This is a genomic window from Microbulbifer sp. Q7 (assembly GCF_001639145.1).
Lineage (GTDB): Bacteria > Pseudomonadota > Gammaproteobacteria > Pseudomonadales > Cellvibrionaceae > Microbulbifer.
On sequence record NZ_LROY01000002.1, the window covers coordinates 787,185 to 806,769 of the forward strand.

Sequence of the window (19,585 nt, forward strand, 5' to 3'; positions counted from 1 at the left end):
TTGTCGGTAGTCGCCGCTGGACAATCAGCAAAACCAATAAGTGCCATTGGTTGGCGCTATGGGTGGTGCCGGTCGCCTTGCTGGGCTACGCGAAATTTTCTGGGATTCTCCGATGGTTGGCGTGGAATGCATTTAATTCTGGCCATACACCTTGTACGAGTGCCTATATTCAAACCCAGCAATAGAAAGAACAGAACCGCGAGCAACTTCTCAGGAGGCAGTGACATGCTTAAAAAAGCCACAACACTGTGTACGGCCATTGCAATGACGGTGGCGACACTGTCCGCCAGTATCTCTCTACAGGCGCAGGCGCAGGAAGCGCCGGCACCGGGCGAGCCCAAACCCAACAGTTTCTGGTGGCCGGATCAGCTGGATCTTTCGCCGTTACGCGACCATGGACCATCCTCCAGCCCTTTGGCGGACGATTTTGATTACGCCAAGGCGTTCAACAGTCTGGACCTGAATGCGGTCAAGAAAGACATTGAGAAGACGCTGACCACCTCCCAGGACTGGTGGCCTGCGGATTACGGCCATTACGGTCCGCTGATGATCCGTATGGCGTGGCACTCCGCGGGCACTTACCGGGTGGGCGATGGTCGCGGTGGTGCCGGCGGTGGTCAGCAGCGCTTTGACCCGCTCAACAGCTGGCCGGATAACGCCAATCTGGATAAAGCCCGGCGGCTACTCTGGCCGGTGAAACAGAAATACGGCAATGCGCTCTCCTGGGCAGACCTGATGATCCTGACCGGTAATGTGGCGCTGGAATCCATGGGGTTCAAGACGTTCGGCTTCGCCGGCGGCCGTGTGGACGACTGGGAGCCGGAGCTGGTGTACTGGGGGCCGGAAACCCAGATGCTGGACCACGAAAAGCGCTTCAAGGGCAAGAAGCTCGCAGACCGCAATCTGGCCGCCACGACGATGGGTTTGATATATGTGAACCCGGAGGGTCCCGGCGGGAATCTGGACCCGAAATCAGCGGCGGAGAGAATTCGACTCTCATTCGGGCGCATGGCCATGAATGACGAGGAAACGGTGGCACTGATCGCCGGCGGTCACGCATTTGGCAAAGTACACGGTGCGGTAAAGGCGGACTGTATCGGCAAAGAACCCGCGGCGGCGTCGATTGAGCAGCAGGGGTTTGGCTGGAAAAACAAGTGCGGCAAGGGCAATGCCGAAGACACCGGCACCAGCGGCCTGGAGGGCGCCTGGACAATTACCCCGATGAAGTGGAGCCACAATTACCTGGACAACCTGTTCAAGTTCGAGTGGAAAAAGACCAAGTCACCGGGCGGCGGCACAGTGTGGATCCCCACAGACCCGGATGCGGCCAATATGGTGCCGGACGCGCACCTCAAAGATAAGCGCCATCCGCCGATCATGCTCACCACGGATCTCAGCCTGAGGGAAGATCCCGCCTACCGGAAAATCTCCGAGCGATTTCACAAGAATCCGCAACAACTGGAAGACGCCTTCGCGCGCGCCTGGTTCAAGCTGACGCACCGGGATCTGGGGCCGAAAGCGCGCTATCTCGGACCAGAAGTGCCCAAAGAAGACCTGCTCTGGCAGGATCCGCTACCCAAACCGGATTACCAGCCCATCGACGAGCGCGACATCCTCAAGCTTAAAGAGCAGATTCTGGCATCCGGGCTGACGATTCCCCAACTGGTACGCACCGCGTGGGCCTCGGCCTCCACCTTCCGCGGTTCGGATATGCGCGGCGGCGCCAATGGTGCGCGTATTCGGCTGGCACCGCAGAAAGACTGGCCGGTGAACGACCCTCAGGAATTGAGCAAGGTGCTGGGCAAGCTGGAATCTATCCAGCAATCGTTCAACAAATCCCTATCCGGCGGTAAGCAGGTGTCACTGGCCGATACCATTGTGCTGGCTGGTAATGCCGCGATCGCGGAGGCGGCGAAGAAGGCAGGGCACAACATTCATGTGCCGTTCAAGCCGGGGCGCTCCGATGCCACGGAGGAAATGACCGATGTCGAGTCCTTTAGCTGGCTGGAGCCGATGGCGGATGGTTTCAGGAATTATTACGGCAAAGGGAACTCTGTGCCTCCGACGGAAATGCTGGTGGACCGCGCGGACCTGCTGACCCTGACCGTGCCGGAAATGACGGTACTGCTTGGCGGCATGCGGGTGCTCGGAGCGAACGCGGGTAATTCAAAGCACGGGGTATTCACCGATAAACCTGGCACGCTGACTAATGACTTCTTTGTCAATCTGCTCAGCATGGATAATGAATGGTCCAAATCGTCTTCGGGTGATGGTGTTTACGAAGGCAAAGACCGCAAGACCGGTAAAGTGAAGTGGACAGCCACACCGGTGGACCTGATTTTTGGTTCAAATTCCGAGTTGCGTGCGGTTGCCGAGTACTATGCCATGGAGGACGCCAGTCAGGCATTCGTCAACGATTTCGTGGCAGCATGGTCGAAGGTGATGAATCTCGATCGGTTCGATTAAGCCCCGGTAGGTATCGGTTCACGATAATTACGGGATACCCGTTCCAACGCAGGTGGCCAATTGGCCGCCTGTTGTTGTGTTTGGGGTGATGATCTGGTGAGGTTGCTGTTACGTATGACTTACTTGAACTTCCGATCGGACGTGAAATCCCCCATGAAAAAACTGATTGCCGGATTGTGTTTTATTTGTGCGTTGTGTTTTGTCGGCACTGCCAGCAGCGCCGAGCTCCAGGTGCGCGTTGCCAATCCACCGAGCGAAGGCACTCTGGTATTCCAGATTTACGATGATCCCGATGCATTTGGTGACTTCCGCAGCCCCCGTAAAGAATTCCGGATGCCGGTCAACCCGGAGGGTGTTTACCGACTGACTCGCGTGGCCCCGGGCGCAATTGCGCTACTGGTGTATGCCGATCAAAATAACGATCAGGCGCTCGACCGGACGTTTATCGGTATACCCAAAGAGCCCATCGCGCTCTCCAATGGCTATCGCCCCAAGGGGCCACCCAGTTTCCAGCGCGCCAGCTTTTACCTTGCCGAAGGTGAGGTGAGCAGTATTGATGTCGAGCTGTACCAGGTGCTGGGTGAGTCTGGCCAATGGGGTGTCGGCCTGGGGGTGATTGCTCGCAGCAGCCCCTATGTTGGTTCTGATGCCACCGTCGCTCAGGTGATTCCGGCCATCACCTATTTCGGTGAGCGCCTGCAGTGGGTGGGCCCGAGTCTCCGTTATGGTCTCTGGGGCAGCGACAAATTCCGCTTTGCGGTCAACGCGACCTATCGCATCGGTGCCTATGAAGAGGACGACAGCCCGATTCTGGTCGGACTCGGCGATAGGGACAACACCCTGATGGCCGGAGTGGGGCTGGTATATGACGGCCCCAACCAGATCGATGTGGACTTCCGCTATCAGCACGATGTGCTCGATCGCTTTGGCGGCGGTACCGCGGCCCTGCGCGTGTCAAAAGGCTTCCAGAACGGAAATATCAGTTGGGGGCCGTCCCTTGGTGTGAATTGGCTCAGCAGTGACCTGGCCAACTACGACTTTGGCGTACCACAGTGGGCGGCTATCGTCGGTCGCCCCGCCTATGACGTAGGCAGCACGGTTACCCTCGAAGGCGGCATTGGCGGTATGCTGGAGATCACCGAGCACTGGCGCCTGGTGATCGATATCAACGCCGAGTACCTGGGGGACGACATCGCGGACAGCCCCATCGTGGACGATGACTACGTGCTCAAGGGCTTTGCCGCGATTACCTATACCTTTTGATCACTACCCTCTGATCGTCCGCGCTCCAGCGTGAAAAAACAGCCCCTATTCGGGGCTGTTTTTCGTTGAGCGGCAGCGCATTGCGCTTGCGGCGGGGTTTCGTAGAACGTGGTGTTGCCCTCCACCCAGTTCAGCATCTGACTGTAGCGTTGCAGTGGTGTAGAGCGCGCCGGGTGCTACCACTTTGGGCAACCGAGGAAATAGGGCAGATGCATGACATTTCAGTGACAAATCTCTCCGCGCGAAGGTAATCGGCTTGATCCTCAAGTCAAGTCTGCACTTTTACTTTTAAATCATTAGAATGCGCGGCCTTTCGGTGGGTCGGCAATCGGGCTCAGGCCGTCGATCCACCATCCGGAGCAAGAAGAGGTTGACTGAAGTTCTATGATCGTTTTCACCCTGACAAATGAAGATACGGACCAGGTATGGGTTGGCACGGCGCGTGAAGGGGTATCCCCGGAAGCCCGTTTCGAGCAAATCCAGGCCGCACTTGCATTGGGGATCGATCATCCGTTTTACGATGAACTCAAGAAGTTTGGTGCCAGCGCTTTCACCCCGAGCCTGTTTGCCGTGGCGGAAGACCGCCTGGAATTACAGGAAATGGTGGAAGAGGCACTTGACTCGTTCAATGCAAAAAGTCTCATTGGTATCAAGACGGTGAAGCCGGGAACCACCAAGTCCGCGCTGGCACCCAAGGCAAAAACCCGCGTGACCCGCGTAAAGCCGGCAGCCGGTGCCGCGGCCAACAAGAAACCGGCCAAGCCGGTAAAGGAAAAGCTGGCGATCGGGCGTACCGGCAGCGCCGCGAAAGAGCGAGCCATCAAGGCCGGCATCGAAGCGGAAAAGGCGAGGATTGCAGCGGCGAAAGCCAAGAAGGCGCAGGAAGAAGCGGACGAGATGAAGGCGATTCTGGCAGGGCTCGATGCCCGGGGATCGACGCTTTCTCGTCGCTGAGGTGAAGCGGAGGTCTTGAGGTACTCTCGCGGCGCACCGGGACGGTTTTAGCGGGCCGTCCCTAGTTCCCGCTATAGAAACCCGCGCGCTCCAGCGCTGTGCGAATCTCGGCTACGGTCGCATTACTGAGCTGGCGGTAGTCGGGGTAGGGGGTCAGCAGCACACGCTTCTCAATGTCCAGAGCAACTTCTGGCGCACCCTTCAAAGCCTTTGCATTCAGGTCTTCGATTGTAAAGCGCTGCAGGTTCTCCTTACCTCCTATCCAGTGCCACCCTGGCGCATCCTCGAGGCGCGGCGCAAAGCACAGCGCGGTATGGGCAAACAGCGCATCGTCCCTGAAACTGCGCCACTCCGCCTGCGGGCTGGCAACCTTCGCCAGCAAGGTCATGATTTTCCGCCAGTGATTGGAATTGTTTTCCATTAACTGTTGGGCATCCGGCGCAGCGATCAGTTCATCCAGGCCTTGGGGGCGGTGGGGAAGATAGAGGATGAGTGCCGGTCGGGGTGGCCCCAGATAGTCTGGCTCTTTCACAGTAGCGTGCAGCTTGCTCGGGATCCCAGATGGAAGGCCGCGATCAGGGAGTAGCGTAAGAACGGTGCGCAGGTCGTCAGGTAGTCCTTGATCCAAAACTGGATGTCTTCGGGGTCCGGCTGCTGATCACCGCTGACAAAATGACACTGCACCACATCACGGGAATCGTGCCGTTTGTCGTCGTCGGTGACCACGATGGTCAGTATTGATGCCTCGCTGTTCCAGCCGAACAGCAGGTATCGGGAATCGTCCTGAATGTTGTTATCCAGGAGATCGCAGGCTTTTTCAACGCTTGCATCAATAGCGAGCTGGATGTCCTGCTCCGAGGCACCAACAATAGTTGAATGGTGAATGTTGTGTTCACTTTCATTCTGCATCGAGGCTCCAGTGAGCGCCCGATCTTTGTCTATCTCCCAGTTTAATTTCATAGCACCTCCATTCGACTGGAATCTCGTTTGGCAAAAAAAAGCCCCACTCTCGCGAGCGGGGCTTCCTGAAGCTCAGCCTGTCACTTAAACAACAACATCCTGAATCTCGGTCGCGGCAATGCGCTTACCTTCTTCGGCAGATTTCTGGAATTCCTCAATCTGGTCGAAGTTCAGGTAGCGGTAGATTTCCGCAGACATGGAGTTCAGGTTCTGGGCGTATTCCTGGTATTCCGCCGGGGTCGGCAGTTTGCCCAGAATTGCACCCACAGAAGCCAGTTCCGCGGAGGTCAGGTACACGTTGGCACCGTCACCCAGGCGGTTCGGGAAGTTGCGGGTAGAGGTGGACAGTACGGTGCTGTTGGGGGCTACGCGTGCCTGGTTACCCATGCACAGAGAGCATCCCGGCATTTCGGTGCGGGCACCGGCTGCGCCGTAGATGTTGTAGTAGCCTTCTTCCATCAGCTGGTGCTCGTCCATCTTGGTGGGTGGCGAGATCCACATGCGGGTGGAGATGCCACCTTTGTGCTGTTGCAGCAGCTTACCGGCGGCGCGGAAGTGACCGATGTTGGTCATACAGGAGCCGATAAATACTTCGTCTACCTTATCGCCGGCCACGTCAGACAGCAGCTTGGCGTCGTCCGGGTCGTTCGGGCAGCACACGATCGGCTCTTTGATTTCCGCCAGGTCGATTTCGATTACTGCAGAGTACTCGGCGTCGGCGTCGGCACTCATCAGTTCCGGTTTTTCCAGCCAGGCTTCCATGGCGCGTGCGCGACGCTCCAGGGTGCGCCTGTCGCCGTAGCCTTCGGCAATCATCCAGCGCAGCAGGGTGATGTTGGAACGCAGGTATTCGGCAATGGCGTCTTCCGGCAGCTTGATGGTACAGCCAGCGGCGGAGCGCTCTGCAGAGGCGTCAGACAGTTCGAACGCCTGCTCGACGGTCAGGTTGTCCAGACCTTCGATCTCGAGGATGCGGCCGGAGAAGATGTTCTTCTTGCCTTTTTTCTCGACGGTCAGCAGGCCTTCCTGGATCGCGTAGTAAGGGATCGCATGTACCAGGTCGCGCAGGGTGATGCCCGGCTGCATTTCGCCCTTGAAGCGCACCAGTACGGATTCCGGCATGTCGAGCGGCATAACGCCGGTAGCGGCGGCGAACGCCACCAGGCCGGAGCCCGCCGGGAAGGAAATGCCCATCGGGAAGCGGGTGTGGGAGTCACCACCGGTACCCACGGTATCCGGCAGCAGCATGCGGTTCAGCCAGCTGTGGATGATGCCGTCACCCGGGCGCAGGGAAACACCGCCGCGGTTCATGATGAAGTCCGGCAGGGTGTGTTGGGTGTCGATGTCCACGGGCTTGGGGTAAGCCGCGGTGTGACAGAACGACTGCATGGTGAGGTCGGCCTGGAAGCCGAGGCACGCCAGGTCTTTCAGCTCGTCGCGGGTCATCGGGCCAGTGGTGTCCTGGGAGCCAACGGTGGTCATCTTCGGCTCGCAGTAGGTGCCCGGGCGGATACCTTCAACACCGCAGGCCTTGCCGACCATTTTCTGGGCCAGGGTGAAACCCTTGCCCGTGTCGTTCGGCTGCTCTGGCAGGCGGAACAGGTCGGAAGCGCCAAGACCGAGGGATTCGCGGGCTTTGGTGGTGAGGCCACGACCAACGATCAGGTTGATACGGCCGCCGGCCTGCACTTCGTCCAGCAGTACGTCGGACTTCAGTTCGAACTCGGACAGCACTTTGCCGTCTTCCGACAGAATCTTGCCTTCGTAGGGACGGATCTCGATCACGTCGCCCATGTTCAGGTCGTCTACCGGTGCTTCGAACACCAGTGCGCCGGCGTCTTCCATGGTGTTGTAGAAGATCGGGGCTACTTTACCGCCGATACAGATGCCGCCGCCTTTCTTGTTGGGTACGCCCGGCAGTTCGTCGCCGAAGAACCACAGTACGGAGTTGGTGGCGGACTTACGGGAAGAACCGGTACCCACAACGTCACCCACGAAGGCAACGGGCAGGCCTTTGGACTGGATTTCCTCAATCTGCTGCATCGGGCCGGTAACGCCGTGCTCTTCAGGCGTGAGACCATCGCGGGTCATTTTGTACATGGCGCGCGCGTGCAGGGGGATGTCCGGGCGGGACCAGGCGTCCGGGGCCGGGGACAGGTCGTCGGTGTTGGTTTCGCCGGTGACCTTGAAGACCGCAACCTTGATGCTTTCCGGCACCTTGTTGCGCTTGGTGAACCACTCGCCTTCGGCCCAGGAGTTGATTACGTCCTTGGCCACTTCGTTGCCGGCTTTCGCTTTTTCTTCCACGTCGTGGAAGGCGTCGAACATCAGCAGAGTGCCTTTCAGCTGCTCGCCGGCCAGCTTGGCCAGGTCTTTGTCGTCCAGCAGGTCGACCAGGGTGGCGATGTTGTAGCCGCCCAGCATCATGCCCAGCAGTTTGGTGGCGTGTTCTTTGTCGATCAGCGGGGACTCGGCTTCGCCTTTGACGATAGCGGTGAGGAAGCCGGCTTTGACGTAAGCCGCTTCGTCCACGCCTGGCGGAACGCGATTGGTGATCAGCTCCAGCAGCTCCTGTTCTTCACCCGCGGGCGGATTTTTCAGCAGCTCGACCAGGCCAGCAACCTGCTCAGCATTCAGGGGCTTGGGTGGGATACCTTGTTCGGCGCGCTCGGCGACGTGTTTGCGATAGGCTTCAAGCACGGAAATGTCCCTCTTGTGTGTGGGGTAAAACCAACAGCGTTTTTTTAGGAATCCGGCGGTCGTGTGTCGGCCGGACTCGGGAATTACATCGGTTGCCGCTGGAAACGGGTGCCGAATTCTACAATAAAATCGATAACCCTGTTAAGTTCGTTGAAAAATCAATAACTTACGCAAATTGTGAGCATTCATCGCATCAATAAAGGTCGTATTTTGCCCGTCCCAATAGTGGGAATCAATCGCATTTGTCGCATCTAATATCCATCGTGTGAATGACGCAGCGACGACATTCCGATGACGAAACGCGGCACGCAAAATGCTATTCTGTGCCACCGCTTTTCACACGTTTTATTAGTCTGTTTGGTCGACGAGGTGTTTTCGCTGCATGGCGATTTACAAAAAAGTACGCACGCCCTGCATCGGTGTGTGCTCCACCGGTATTGGTGACAATGTATGTCGTGGATGCAAGCGCTTCGCCCACGAAGTGATTGACTGGAATGCGTATTCCGAGGAGCAGCGGCGCATCATCGCCGAACGCCGTGACGGGTATCTTGCCAATGCGGTGCGCAGCCAGCTTGAGATTGTGGACCCAGACCTGCTCTTGACCCAGATGCGGCATCAGCAAATTCGTTTCAATGAAGATCAGAACCCCTATTGCTGGGTGTTTGAACTGCTGCGCGCAGGGGCAAGCCAGATTGCCGATCTCGCGCACTATGGATTGCGCCCAACACCGGCGGCACGGGGTGCATCGCTGGTGGAACTGCGGCGTCGTATCGATGAAGATTTCTACGCACTGTCGCTGGCCTATTACCAGCGGTTTGTCGCGCCCGGACTGCAGCGCGCGTGATGCGCGGGAACAATTACCACAGGGAATAACGCTATCAGCCGTGCAACTGGCAATCAGCGCCGGGCTTTACTGATCCTGAACCCGGGAAGCCGTCAGGGCGGACAAGCCGACCTTGAGGCGGGCTGCGCGCGCCTCAAGGCGTCCGGCCTCGAGCTGCTGCGGGTAGATTCTGACTCTCCGGAGCAGTCGTGTAGCGCGATCACTGAGCGACATGAGGATGTCGACCTGGTGGTCATCGGCGGTGGCGACGGTACCGTGAGCTCCTGTATTCCTGCGCTTCTGGAAAGCGGGTTGCCGGCCGCCATTCTACCGCTGGGTACCGCCAACGACCTGGCCCGCTCACTGGGCATCGACAACCTCGAGCAGGCATTCGACGTCATCGCTGATGGGGTTGCAGCGCGGGTGGACCTTGGCGTCGTCAACGGACATCACTTCTTCAACGTGGCGAACCTCGGATTGGGTGTCAAGGTAACGGAAGAACTGACGCCGGAGGTCAAGCAGCGGTGGGGCGTGTTCAGTTATTTAAAGGCATTTGCCGCAGCGCTGTCGCGGCATCGCCACTTCAAGCTGCGGATTCGGGTGGATGGCACCGAGCACGCCATGCGATCTATCCAGTTGGCCGTGGGGAACGGTCGTTTCTACGGCGGCGGGAATGTGGTTGATCAGCATGCGCGTATCGATGATGCTCTGCTACATATATACAGTCTGCGACCGCAGACTCTGTGGGAGCTGTTTACGCTCGCGCCGCTGCTGCGTGGCGGGCGACATGATCTCGCAAAACGCACGTTTTCCGTATCGGCGCACGAGCTTTACGTGCAGACAGAGCCTGCCGAGATGGAAATTCATGCCGATGGTGAACCTGTCACCAAAACGCCGGCCAGTTTTTCCGTGAAGCCCGCGGCCCTGGAAATGCTGGTTCCCAAGCAGTCGCCTTTAGTGGAAAAGAAAAGGATTTGAAGGGGGAGTTTTCTATGAGCCTGATGCGAACGGATCGCCAGATGGCACTGAATGACCTGCATCTGGCGATGCAGGAAAGTGCGGACATTTACCAACAAACCGCGCAATTTTTACAGGACCCCGCAGCCAGTGCGCTGTGCAAAAGCCTGGCCAGTGATCGCGAGCGCCTTGCGGAACAGATCGCGGAGGAGATTCGCGACGAGGGCGAGCTGCCGAGTGCGCCGGACAGAGATAAAGAAACTCTCGAATTACTGGAGCAGCGGCTGGAAACCTTATTCGCGCAGGATCAGGTGGCCGGTGTGATTACGCATCGTCTGGAAGGGGAGAAGGCGCTCGCCGCACGCGTGCGGAGCGAGGACTTCACTGCGCTTGAAGCGCAGTCGCCCGCGCTATTGAATGACTGCCGGCAGTCCGTTGAGGGCGCCGTCGCCCGCCTGTCGGACTATCTTGGGGAATAGTTCCTCCCCGTGCCTTAGGTGTCAGGTGTCAGGTGTCAGGTGTCAATTGGTGGTGCAAAGGTGTACCCGCAGTGCTGGTAGCAGCGGCTGCGGCGCGATCTTCAGGTCACGCCGTTGCCGCCTGCGGCTGGCAGGCGGGTTGTGTTCCACCCGCGTGAATTCCGGCAGCGCACCCGAATCTCCACCATTTACCAGCACCGGCATTGCCGAGTAGCCGATCTGCCGATATCGCTCCCCCTCGCTGTCCCCGTTTTCCCCATCATCGTAAAAAATTTCTGCGGCCTGCAGGTTGGGCCGGCTTTGCACCTGAACCTGCCGCAACAGCAGGTGCTGGCGCGGATGCAGGTCCGCCAGAATCTGGCGTTGGTACTGAATGCCCGTGTCTTCCCCCAGGGGATCCAGCTGAACCAGCTTTTTTTCGCACCATTGCACCGAAACCTTGCGGATAGATTTGCGCGCCTTGACCCAGCTGAGGGCAATTGCGTCGGGTTTGTCGGGGCACAGGAGAATCTGGCGATAGCACTGCCTCAGGTGGGCGCGGGGGTAGCCGGAGTCAGCGAGTATCTCCCGCAGCCGCTCGTTGCGTTCCAGGGTGGCCCGGTCTGCCAGTAAGTCTTTGAACTCGCCAGTGAGCCGCTGCACCGCATGCTTGCTGTTGTTGAGCTGCTGGGCGATCGGGATGATGTGTGGGGGAACAGCGAGTAGCCCGGGAATCTGTAGCGTATTGCGCGCATCCACAACTCCGGCCTCATCGTTGTAGTCCAGTTGTGCAAACAGTTTGCCGGCCAGGCAGTGGGGTGACTTGAAGTCGCCGTGCAATTGTGTCGCGGCTTCTTGGGCGAACAGGGGTTGCAGCAGATAGCTTTCCCACCGTCGGGTGCCGTGTTCCACTGCTTCCAGTGCGCTGTCCAGTGCAGCCGCATCGCGGTGTAAATCCGCCATTGCACGGGGCAGTTGATCGGCGATTGCGCGCAGCTTGCGACGTCTTTCGGAGTCTGTGGTGGATGCGGTCACTGGAAGCTCCTGTGTTGGTGCGGAAAATACTATCCACTTATTAAGCCGTTATCAAATCTTTACCTCAGCCTCGAGCTCCCCCCTGCGCGGGGCTCCGTAGTACCCGGGAGTAGTTTCACCGCACAAGGGTTAGCCAAGGGTGGGGGAGGGGGTATAATCCGCCTCCCTTGGGCATCGGTGCAGAGCATCTGCGGTTGCCCGCCATCTCCACCTGTAATAACCCCCAGGCAACCATGTCCATCGAAGTGTCTACCGAAATACCCGACCTTTCAGCTATCCACGAATTTCTGCTGTGCCGCACCCCCGACGCCTGGATAGAGGCTGCGCTCGCGGCACCAGAGGTGATGCTGGTGGATCATGCCAACTGCGAGAAGAAGGCGGCGGGCACCGCGCTTAACCTGATGTTCCGTTACCTGGACAATTTTGATCTGCTGAACAAGATGTCCCGTTTGGCCCGGGAAGAATTGCGACACTTCGAGCAGGTGCTCGCCATTATGAAGAAGCGCGGCATCGCGTATCCGCACATTTCCGCGTCCCGCTACGCGGCGGGGTTGCGCAAAGAAGTGCGCAGTGCGGAGCCGGGCAGGCTGATCGATACGCTCATTTGCGGAGCGATTATCGAGGCGCGCTCCTGCGAGCGTTTTGCGCGGATCGCGCCACACCTCGATGACGAGTTGCAGAAGTTTTATCTGTCACTGCTGAAGTCGGAAGCGCGCCATTTCCGCGATTATCTGACGTTGGCGCAGAACGCCAGCGATGAAGACATCGGGCCGAGGGTGACGGCGTTGTTGGAAGTGGAGCGAAAGCTGGTAGAAGGCGGGGACGGCGAATTCCGCTTTCACAGCGGTGTGCCCGGGCTGGCCTGAGTGTTCGGGGCGCGCCTGTCGCGCCTGTTCAGGCGCGGTCGATTTTGTTCATCAGCGCGACGAAATCTTCGAGATCGGTGGGCTTGGTGCAATTCACGGTGAATTTGTTGTGGAAGAAGATGGTCAATTCCACCGTCTGTGAGCGTAAAAATACTGTGTAGCCGTCAAAGTCAGTGCTGGCGGTGAGTCCGCGGTATTGCCATCCGTGTGCGGTTTTTTCTCCTTCCCTGGTTATCTTGTCAAATACCCGCAGTGCCTGTTTGACGTCGATTTTATACTCGTGCTCCATGGGTGTCCCCGGTGGTTGGTGGGCTAAGCTTAGGGCGGCGCTCGCCGCGCGCTCGCGCGGTGGTTCGAGTGTATCTCCTGTTTACCCAGCATAGATGACAAGATGACGCGCGAAGCAACTCATGGTCACGGCGATACGCCATTGTTCAACCGGCTTGCCTACCTGGGAGCGGTGCCATTTGCTATTGGCGTCGCCATGGCGCTCACCGGGTATGCGTGGGCAGGGGTGGATGGACGCCTGCTGTTCACCGCGTATAGCTCGGTCATACTGAGTTTTCTGTGCGGTATCTGGTGGGGCGGTGCGCTCAATCGGGTGGATCATCCTTACCGCTTTCGCCTCATGATCGCGAGCAATCTCGTTGCGCTGGCCGCCTGGCTCGCGCTGTTATTCTACGACACACGATCTGCATTGCCCGCGCTGGCGCTGGGGTATGTGTTCGTGGAGCGGGCGGAGGCGCGGTGGAAGCCAAATCGCCCGGACCTGACCGGTTACTTCAAGACTCGCAGCCGGGTGACGTATTTTGTGGTCGCCTGCCATGTGCTGATGATCGCGCTGCTATGGCGATAAATTAAGAGCCGCGTTAGCGGTGTTCCTCGATGACCTCCACCACATCGCTCAAGCGCGCTCGCACCAACGCACGAATTTGCGCTGCCAGCTCTCGATACAGCCCGCGCCCCGGGGCACTGGCACGCCACACCAGGCCGTGCAGTCGACGCACCGGTTTACCCTGCAGCTCGCTGATATGCAGTGCCTCGTGATCGTGCATCTCTGAATGTACATACAGCCCCGGAAGGAAGGTTACGCCCAGCCCCATCACCACCATCTGCCGTAGGGTATCGAGGCTGGTACCCTCGTAGTCCCGTTGCAGATGGGCCCCCAGATCGCGGCAAATTTCCTGCACCTGATGATGAAAGTGGTGGTGCCCTTCCAGTGTGAGCACTTTTTCCCCGCGCAGCTGCGCAGGTTCAATCGTGGTTCTGCCTGCCAGTGGATGATCGGCGGGGACGACGAACTTGAGCGGTTCGGTAAACAGGGGCTCGACCGCCAGGTCGGCGCGCTCCATCGGTAGGGGCACAATCGCGATGTCATAGGTGCCTTCGCCGAGACCGCGCAATAAGCTTTGCGGAGGCCCCTCGCGAACATACAGTTTGAGTCGGTGGTGGCTGGCGTGTAGCGCCGGGAGTACCTTGGGTAGCAGATAGGGACCGAGGGTTGGGGGTACCCCCAACTTGTAAGTGGTTTTGAGCCCCTGGGCAATGGTTTCGGCGTTCTCCCTGAGTTCGCGCATCAGCAGCAGCATTTTTTGCGCCTGGGCCAGCAGTTCCCGGCCTTCCGGGGTCAGCAGCGTACCCGAGCGCGAGCGCTCGAAGAGCGGCAGGCCAAGCAGGGATTCCAGTGATCGTATCTGGGTGGTCAGCGCTGGCTGGCTGACCCCAAGGTCTTCTGCCGCACGGCGGTAGCTGGCGTGGGAAGCAATGGTGACAAAGTATTCGATCTGTCGGAGGCTGGGGGCTTGAGGCTGGGTCGGCACCGGTACTCCAAATTTATGTGATAATCAAAGGTTATCAGAAGCTGGTATTTTAACTTATTAAACTATCAAAAAATAATGTGCGCCATTTAAAATACTTAGGCCCGTTCAGTAGGAGTTGTTATGGATCATGTGATTTCCGGAGTGGCGAAGTTTCAAAAGGAAGTGTTTCCCGGCAAGAAAGCCCGCTTCTCTGAACTGGCCGAGGGGCAGAGCCCTGAAGTGCTGTTCATCACCTGCGCGGATTCGCGTATCGACCCGAATCTGGTGACCCAGACCGAACCGGGTGAACTGTTTATCTGCCGCAACGCCGGGAATGTGGTGCCTCCCCACAGCAGCCAGACCGGTGGCATGACCGCCTCCATCGAATTTGCCGTGGCTGCCCTGGGGGTTTCCCATATCGTGGTATGTGGGCACACCGACTGTGGCGCCATGAAGGGAGCTATCGAACCTGAGAAGCTGGAGAGCCTGCCGCACGTGAAGGAGTGGCTGGGGCACTGCCGCTCTGCCACCGAGGTTGTACGTGACCGCAACGGCTCCCTGAGCACCGAGAATCTGGATGAGGTGACGGCAGAAAATGTCGTCCAGCAGTTGCAGCATTTGCGCACGCATCCGGCGGTTGCCACCGGGCTGGCGAGTGGTCGGGTTACCTTGCACGGCTGGGTGTACAACATCGGCAGCGGGGAAGTGCTCTGCTTCGATGAGGAAACACGCGATTTCAAGCCAATGGATGAGCGCTACCGCGCTATTTTTGGCGACCTGCCGGAGGCGGGCGGCAACGACTGCTGCTGATAGGCCCTGCGGTGGTTGAGAGGGGCTGTTTGAGAGAGGCTGGTGGAATGAGACTGGCTGGGCGGGTTTGGTAGTCCGCCAGTAGAGCGCGAGCAGGATGCCTCCGGATACCCGGGGCGGATTGCTCGCTTTTTTTTGCGTTCAGGAATCCGGAAGCTCCACGGAAGTCACCACAGAATAGGGTGCCAGTTCCCGCAGAATCTCGTCCAGTGACAGCAGCTGCCAACAGGGGCGCGCCCCAGCGGCAACGCGCTTACTGTGAATGAGTTTGCGTGCCATGGCGGCGGCGGGTGCTGCGGGAATCCACGGGCCATCGCCGTTGAGTCCAAGAATCTGCCAGCGCGCATGGGCGCGGTGGCCTTTCCATTGTCCACCCACCTCAATGAGCATGCCGCCGTGATTGCTGCCCCCGGGCCAGCGCGCTGCCAGCCAATGACCGAGGCGTGCGAGGTAGGGTAATGGGTCGGGGAGGAACGCCGGTCGGCGAATACGCGCGAGGCGTGCGCACAGGGCCAGTCCCCACTGCAGTGGGCGGGGTTGCACGCCGGTGCCGAAGTGCAGGTTTCTTATCCCGGGCATGTGTTCCGGCGCGAGCTTCAGGTCGGGCACATCGAAGTTGCACACCAGGCGCTTGCCCACCGGGTGGCCCAGTGTGACTTTCCGCAAGTCGCCACCGGCATAGCTTGCTACCGGCTGACCGTCGCGGGTCAGCGTCAAAGTTTTCCCCAGAGACTCAAACCCGGCACGCACCGTTGCCAAACCGCGGCTGATGCGGTGCGCGGGGGCAATGCTGATGTCGACGTCTTCGATGTGTGAGAATGATGCGCTGAGGACCTTGAGTACCGCGGAGCTCAGGGCGGGCAAGCTACTCGCCCCGCTGATGACGGCGGCCCCGGACTCGATGGCGCTCTGGTCCAGGCTTGCGATGTTGCCGACAAATCCGGTGGCGTCCGCAATGTCCAGGTAGTGGATGCCGTTCGCGATACAGGCTTCCGGCACGTGGTAATCCTGTCGCTGAAAGGGGCCTGCGCAATGAATCAGAAGATCGAGGTTCAGGGCCTTGAGCTGGGCTGCCAGGTTCACGGAGTGGTGGTCGAGGCGCAGGCCTTCGAAGGTACAGGCGGATGAATCGGGATCGGCCGGCGGTTTTTGCAGGCGATTAGCGAGAAGTTCGGCTTTGAAGCGGTCGTGTCCGGCGAGAATGATGTGGAGGTCTGGCTCATCGCTGAGCATTTCGGCAATGCGGCTGCCGAAGGTACCGTAACCTCCAAGAATCAGAACCCGCTTGCGCAACATTTTTAAAGACGACAACTGGCAGACTCCTGATCCCTGGCGCGTAATACACGTGAAGCGCTAGTCTGCCGTGGGCCAGTGGATCAGTTCAAGTCCCTTTTGGCCAGGCTCTCCAGCGTCGTCTGCACGAATGCACCATCCCAGTGTGCCCCAGTCTCCCAGCACGAGCCGTTCCGCTGCCTGGCCGTCAATGGTCAGGGTGTGGCGGGCGGGGCGGTGGGTGTGGCCGTGAATCAGGGTGCGTACCTGGTGGTCGCCCATCACCTTCACCACTTCTTCCGGGGTCACATCCATGATGTCTTCGGCTTTGCTACTGTTCATGGACTTGGAGACAGACCGGATCTGGGCAGCGATCTGACGGCGCTCTGTCAGAGGCTTGGCCAGTAGTGCCTGCTGCCATTGCGGATTGCGCGCCTGTTCGCGGAAGGCCATGTAGTCCTGGTCCCGGGTACACAGGCTGTCACCGTGCATCAGGAGCACCCGGTGGCCGGCGAGGGTGACCAGGCTGGGATCCGGCAGGAGGGTGGCACCGCACCGCTGGGCGTATTCCTCGCCCAGCAGGAAATCCCGGTTGCCGTGCATCAAGAATACAGCAGTGCCTGCTTCGCTGTAGCGCTTGAGGTGGCAGGCCACTTCCTCCGCGAGCGGTGCGTCATCGTCGTCGCCGATCCAGACCTCAAAGAAGTCGCCGAGAATGTAGAGCGCTTCCGCTCCAGCGGCGGGCCCTTCAAGAAACTGGTAAAAAGCCCGGGTAATTTCCGGGCGGGACGCGTCCAGGTGCAGGTCTGAAATCAGGAAGGTTGCCACTGGTCTACTCCGCCCGTTTGCCGCTAAAGCCGCTGTCGGCTGGTTTACTTGTCCGCGTAAGCGTCAGAAATGGTAACGCCGGTGATTTCGATGGTTTCCGTGGGCACGTCCTGGTGGAAGCCATTGCTGCCGGTGGCCACTTCCTTGATCTTGTTCACCACGTCCATGCCGTCAACCACGTTGCCAAACACGCAGTAGCCCCAACCCTGGGCATCCTTGGCGCGGAAGTTCAGGAAGTCGTTGTCGTTTACGTTGATGAAAAACTGAGCAGTTGCGGAGTGCGGGTCCATGGTGCGTGCCATGGCCAGGGTGCCGGTATCGTTTTTCAGGCCGTTGTCCGCTTCGTTTTCGATCGCGTCGCGGGTGGGCTTCTGGTCCATGTTCGGCGTCATACCGCCGCCCTGGATCATGAAGTTGTTGATCACACGGTGGAAAATTGTGCCGGTGTAGAAGTCCTCGCGGCAGTACTGGAGGAAGTTGGCGGCGGTCTTTGGCGCCTTGTCAAAGTCCAGTTCGATAGCAATGTCGCCGTGAGTGGTGTGCAGAGTGATCATAAAGTGTCCTGTCCGGGGTCGGTTTGGGGCGGCATGATACTCTGTTCACAGATCCACGCAAACTGCCATTAGGCCTCACAAGGGCCCAATGAAAACCCATGCGGTGACGGCCATCTGCGTTATACTGCGCGGCTTAGTTTGTGTAGCTGTAACCATAGAGAAAGCCATGACATCCGAGAGCAAGCCCGCTCACTTTTTACAGAACATCATCCGCGAAGATCTGGCCGCCGGCCGGGTTAGCCAGCTGAGCACCCGTTTCCCCCCGGAACCGAACGGGTATCTGCACATTGGCCACGCCAAATCGATCTGTCTAAATTTTGGCCTGGCGAAGGAGTTTGGTGGTCAGTGCAACCTGCGCTTCGACGACACCAACCCGGCCAAAGAGGAAGAGGAATACGTAGACGCAATCAAGCGCGACGTATCGTGGCTCGGTTTCGAGTGGGCTGGCGATGTGAAGTACACCTCGGACTATTTCGATCAGCTGCACCAGTGGGCCATCCACCTCATCAAGGAGGGCAAGGCCTACGTCTGTGATCTTTCCCCGGAACAGGCCCGCGAGTACCGTGGTACATTGAAAGAGCCCGGCAAGAACAGCCCCTTCCGCGATCGCTCGGTAGAGGAAAACCTGGATCTGTTCGCGCGCATGGCCGCCGGCGAGTTCGACGAGGGAAGCTGCAGCCTGCGGGCAAAGATTGACATGGCGGCGCCGAACATCAACCTGCGCGACCCGATCATCTACCGCATCAAGAAGATGGCGCACCACCAGACCGGTGATAAATGGTGTGTCTACCCCAGCTACGACTTCGCCCACGGCCAGTCGGACGCGATCGAGGGCATCAGCCACTCTATCTGCACCCTGGAGTTTGAAGACCACAAACCACTGTACGACTGGTTTATCGAAAACCTGCCGGTGCCTGCGCGCCCGCGCCAGTATGAATTTGCCCGGCTGCACCTGAATTACACTGTGGTGTCCAAGCGCAAGCTCAAGCAACTGGTGGACGAAGGTTTCGTCGACGGTTGGGACGATCCCCGCATGCCGACCATCTCGGGCCTGCGCCGCCGCGGCGTAACGCCTGCGTCCATTCGCCAATTTTGCGAAATGATCGGCGTAACCCGTTCCGACTCCACCGTGGATGTGGGCATGCTGGAATACGCCATCCGTGACGATCTGGATAAAAAGGCGCCGCGGGCCATGTGTGTGATGGAGCCGCTCAAGGTGACGCTCACCAATTACCCGGAAGATCAGCAGGAAATGCTGAGCGCGCCTGGTCACCCCGTGCGCGAAGACCTGCCGGCCCGTACGCTGCCGTTTGGCAAAACCCTGTATATCGAGCAGGAAGACTTCCGCGAGGAAGCCAACAAGAAATACAAGCGCCTGGTGCTGGGCAAAAAAGTCCGGCTGCGCAACGCCTACGTGATCCAGGCTGAGGAAGTGATCAAGAACGATGCCGGCGATGTTGTCGAAATCCTGTGCTCGGTTGATCTGGATACCCTCGGCAAGGACCCCGCGGACGGCGTCAAGCCGAAGGGCGTGATCCACTGGGTTTCTGCAGACAACCACGTCGATTGTGAAGTGCGTTTGTACGACCGGCTGTTTAACGAGGAATCGCCGGATGTGGGTGACAAAAATTTTCTGGAGTCCGTGAATCCGGACAACCTGAAAATTCTCACCGGCTGTAAGGCGGAAATCGGTCTTGCCCAGGCGCAACCGGAGCAGGGCTACCAGTTCGAGCGCAACGGTTATTTTTGCCGCGACAGCAAATACGGCACCGCCGAGAAACCGGTCTTCAACCGCACCATTGGCCTGCGGGATTCCTGGGCAAAAGAGCAAAACAAGTAA

20 protein-coding genes are annotated in these 19,585 nt (G+C 58.8%); 10 read left to right on the top strand and 10 right to left on the bottom strand.

What is annotated here, in order from left to right:
• Positions 1–225: 225 nt before the first annotated feature.
• On the top strand, positions 226–2,466 hold the full coding sequence (gene katG / locus AU182_RS08920) for a catalase/peroxidase HPI (protein ID WP_066963874.1): 2,241 nt from the start codon (positions 226–228) through the stop codon (positions 2,464–2,466).
• A gap of 153 nt (positions 2,467–2,619) precedes the next feature.
• Positions 2,620–3,729, top strand: a complete 1,110-nt coding sequence (locus AU182_RS08925) for a MipA/OmpV family protein (RefSeq protein WP_066963877.1) — start codon at positions 2,620–2,622, stop codon at positions 3,727–3,729.
• On the opposite strand, the gene AU182_RS16915 is transcribed toward AU182_RS08925, so the two are convergent.
• Positions 3,717–3,884 (bottom strand): DUF72 domain-containing protein, encoded by a 168-nt coding sequence (locus tag AU182_RS16915; protein ID WP_227718307.1) that lies wholly within the window; start codon positions 3,882–3,884, stop codon positions 3,717–3,719. The genes AU182_RS08925 and AU182_RS16915 overlap by 13 nt on opposite strands.
• 229 nt (positions 3,885–4,113) lie before the next feature.
• On the opposite strand from AU182_RS16915, the gene AU182_RS08930 reads away from it, so the two are divergent.
• Positions 4,114–4,683: a hypothetical protein gene (locus AU182_RS08930; protein ID WP_066963881.1), complete on the top strand. Its 570-nt coding sequence runs from the start codon at positions 4,114–4,116 to the stop codon at positions 4,681–4,683.
• Between the two features lie 61 nt (positions 4,684–4,744).
• Here AU182_RS08930 and AU182_RS08935 read toward each other — a convergent pair whose 3' ends face one another.
• From AU182_RS08935 to acnB, 3 genes are all read right to left on the bottom strand, one after another.
• Entirely contained in the window at positions 4,745–5,215 is a 471-nt protein-coding gene (locus AU182_RS08935; RefSeq protein ID WP_066963884.1) for a hypothetical protein, read from the bottom strand.
• On the bottom strand, positions 5,212–5,643 hold the full coding sequence (locus AU182_RS08940; protein ID WP_153039194.1) for a hypothetical protein: 432 nt from the start codon (positions 5,641–5,643) through the stop codon (positions 5,212–5,214). Before AU182_RS08940 ends, AU182_RS08935 begins: the two co-directional genes overlap by 4 nt.
• Positions 5,644–5,727: 84 nt before the next feature.
• Complete coding sequence (gene acnB / locus AU182_RS08945; RefSeq protein ID WP_193754318.1) at positions 5,728–8,343, bottom strand: bifunctional aconitate hydratase 2/2-methylisocitrate dehydratase; 2,616 nt, start codon at positions 8,341–8,343, stop codon at positions 5,728–5,730.
• Positions 8,344–8,725: 382 nt separating this feature from the next.
• Between acnB and AU182_RS08950 the strand changes: the two genes are divergently transcribed.
• From AU182_RS08950 to AU182_RS08960, 3 genes are read left to right on the top strand one after another with little or no spacing between them, the layout of a single operon-like run.
• On the top strand, positions 8,726–9,187 hold the full coding sequence (locus AU182_RS08950) for a DUF1289 domain-containing protein (RefSeq protein ID WP_066963893.1): 462 nt from the start codon (positions 8,726–8,728) through the stop codon (positions 9,185–9,187).
• A gap of 33 nt (positions 9,188–9,220) precedes the next feature.
• Positions 9,221–10,144 (top strand): lipid kinase, encoded by a 924-nt coding sequence (locus AU182_RS08955; RefSeq protein WP_066963896.1) that lies wholly within the window; start codon positions 9,221–9,223, stop codon positions 10,142–10,144.
• 14 nt (positions 10,145–10,158) lie between these two features.
• On the top strand, positions 10,159–10,602 hold the full coding sequence (locus tag AU182_RS08960) for a DUF2383 domain-containing protein (RefSeq protein WP_066963900.1): 444 nt from the start codon (positions 10,159–10,161) through the stop codon (positions 10,600–10,602).
• 42 nt (positions 10,603–10,644) lie between these two features.
• Here the strand turns inward: AU182_RS08960 and AU182_RS08965 are convergent, their stop codons facing one another.
• Positions 10,645–11,616, bottom strand: a complete 972-nt coding sequence (locus AU182_RS08965; RefSeq protein ID WP_153039195.1) for a hypothetical protein — start codon at positions 11,614–11,616, stop codon at positions 10,645–10,647.
• Between the two features lie 233 nt (positions 11,617–11,849).
• On the opposite strand from AU182_RS08965, the gene AU182_RS08970 reads away from it, so the two are divergent.
• On the top strand, positions 11,850–12,482 hold the full coding sequence (locus tag AU182_RS08970; protein ID WP_066967806.1) for a tRNA-(ms[2]io[6]A)-hydroxylase: 633 nt from the start codon (positions 11,850–11,852) through the stop codon (positions 12,480–12,482).
• 28 nt (positions 12,483–12,510) lie between these two features.
• Here AU182_RS08970 and AU182_RS08975 read toward each other — a convergent pair whose 3' ends face one another.
• Positions 12,511–12,771, bottom strand: a complete 261-nt coding sequence (locus AU182_RS08975) for a DUF3081 family protein (RefSeq protein ID WP_066963903.1) — start codon at positions 12,769–12,771, stop codon at positions 12,511–12,513.
• Between the two features lie 102 nt (positions 12,772–12,873).
• Here AU182_RS08975 and AU182_RS08980 point away from each other — a divergent pair, with 102 nt between their 5' ends.
• Positions 12,874–13,338, top strand: a complete 465-nt coding sequence (locus tag AU182_RS08980; RefSeq protein WP_066963905.1) for a DUF3429 domain-containing protein — start codon at positions 12,874–12,876, stop codon at positions 13,336–13,338.
• Positions 13,339–13,351: 13 nt separating this feature from the next.
• Here AU182_RS08980 and AU182_RS08985 read toward each other — a convergent pair whose 3' ends face one another.
• The gene (locus tag AU182_RS08985; RefSeq protein WP_066963908.1) at positions 13,352–14,302 is read right to left on the bottom strand and encodes a hydrogen peroxide-inducible genes activator; all 951 of its coding nucleotides are present in this window, start codon (positions 14,300–14,302) and stop codon (positions 13,352–13,354) included.
• A gap of 120 nt (positions 14,303–14,422) precedes the next feature.
• Between AU182_RS08985 and AU182_RS08990 the strand changes: the two genes are divergently transcribed.
• A complete protein-coding gene (locus tag AU182_RS08990) occupies positions 14,423–15,091 on the top strand; it encodes a carbonic anhydrase (protein ID WP_066963911.1) in 669 nt (222 codons plus the stop codon).
• 141 nt (positions 15,092–15,232) lie between these two features.
• Here the strand turns inward: AU182_RS08990 and AU182_RS08995 are convergent, their stop codons facing one another.
• Genes AU182_RS08995 through AU182_RS09005 form a run of 3 tightly spaced genes read right to left on the bottom strand, consistent with a single transcriptional unit; the run spans position 15,233 to position 17,745 of the window.
• Positions 15,233–16,402, bottom strand: a complete 1,170-nt coding sequence (locus AU182_RS08995; RefSeq protein ID WP_153039196.1) for a saccharopine dehydrogenase NADP-binding domain-containing protein — start codon at positions 16,400–16,402, stop codon at positions 15,233–15,235.
• Positions 16,403–16,444: 42 nt separating this feature from the next.
• Positions 16,445–17,191, bottom strand: coding sequence for a UDP-2,3-diacylglucosamine diphosphatase (locus AU182_RS09000; RefSeq protein ID WP_066963917.1), 747 nt, complete (start codon positions 17,189–17,191; stop codon positions 16,445–16,447).
• Positions 17,192–17,235: 44 nt separating this feature from the next.
• Positions 17,236–17,745 (bottom strand): peptidylprolyl isomerase, encoded by a 510-nt coding sequence (locus tag AU182_RS09005; protein ID WP_066963919.1) that lies wholly within the window; start codon positions 17,743–17,745, stop codon positions 17,236–17,238.
• A 166-nt stretch (positions 17,746–17,911) separates the two neighbouring features.
• Here AU182_RS09005 and AU182_RS09010 point away from each other — a divergent pair, with 166 nt between their 5' ends.
• Positions 17,912–19,585 carry a glutamine--tRNA ligase/YqeY domain fusion protein gene (locus AU182_RS09010; protein ID WP_066963922.1) on the top strand — a complete coding sequence of 558 codons (1,674 nt, stop codon included), beginning with the start codon at positions 17,912–17,914 and terminating at the stop codon, positions 19,583–19,585.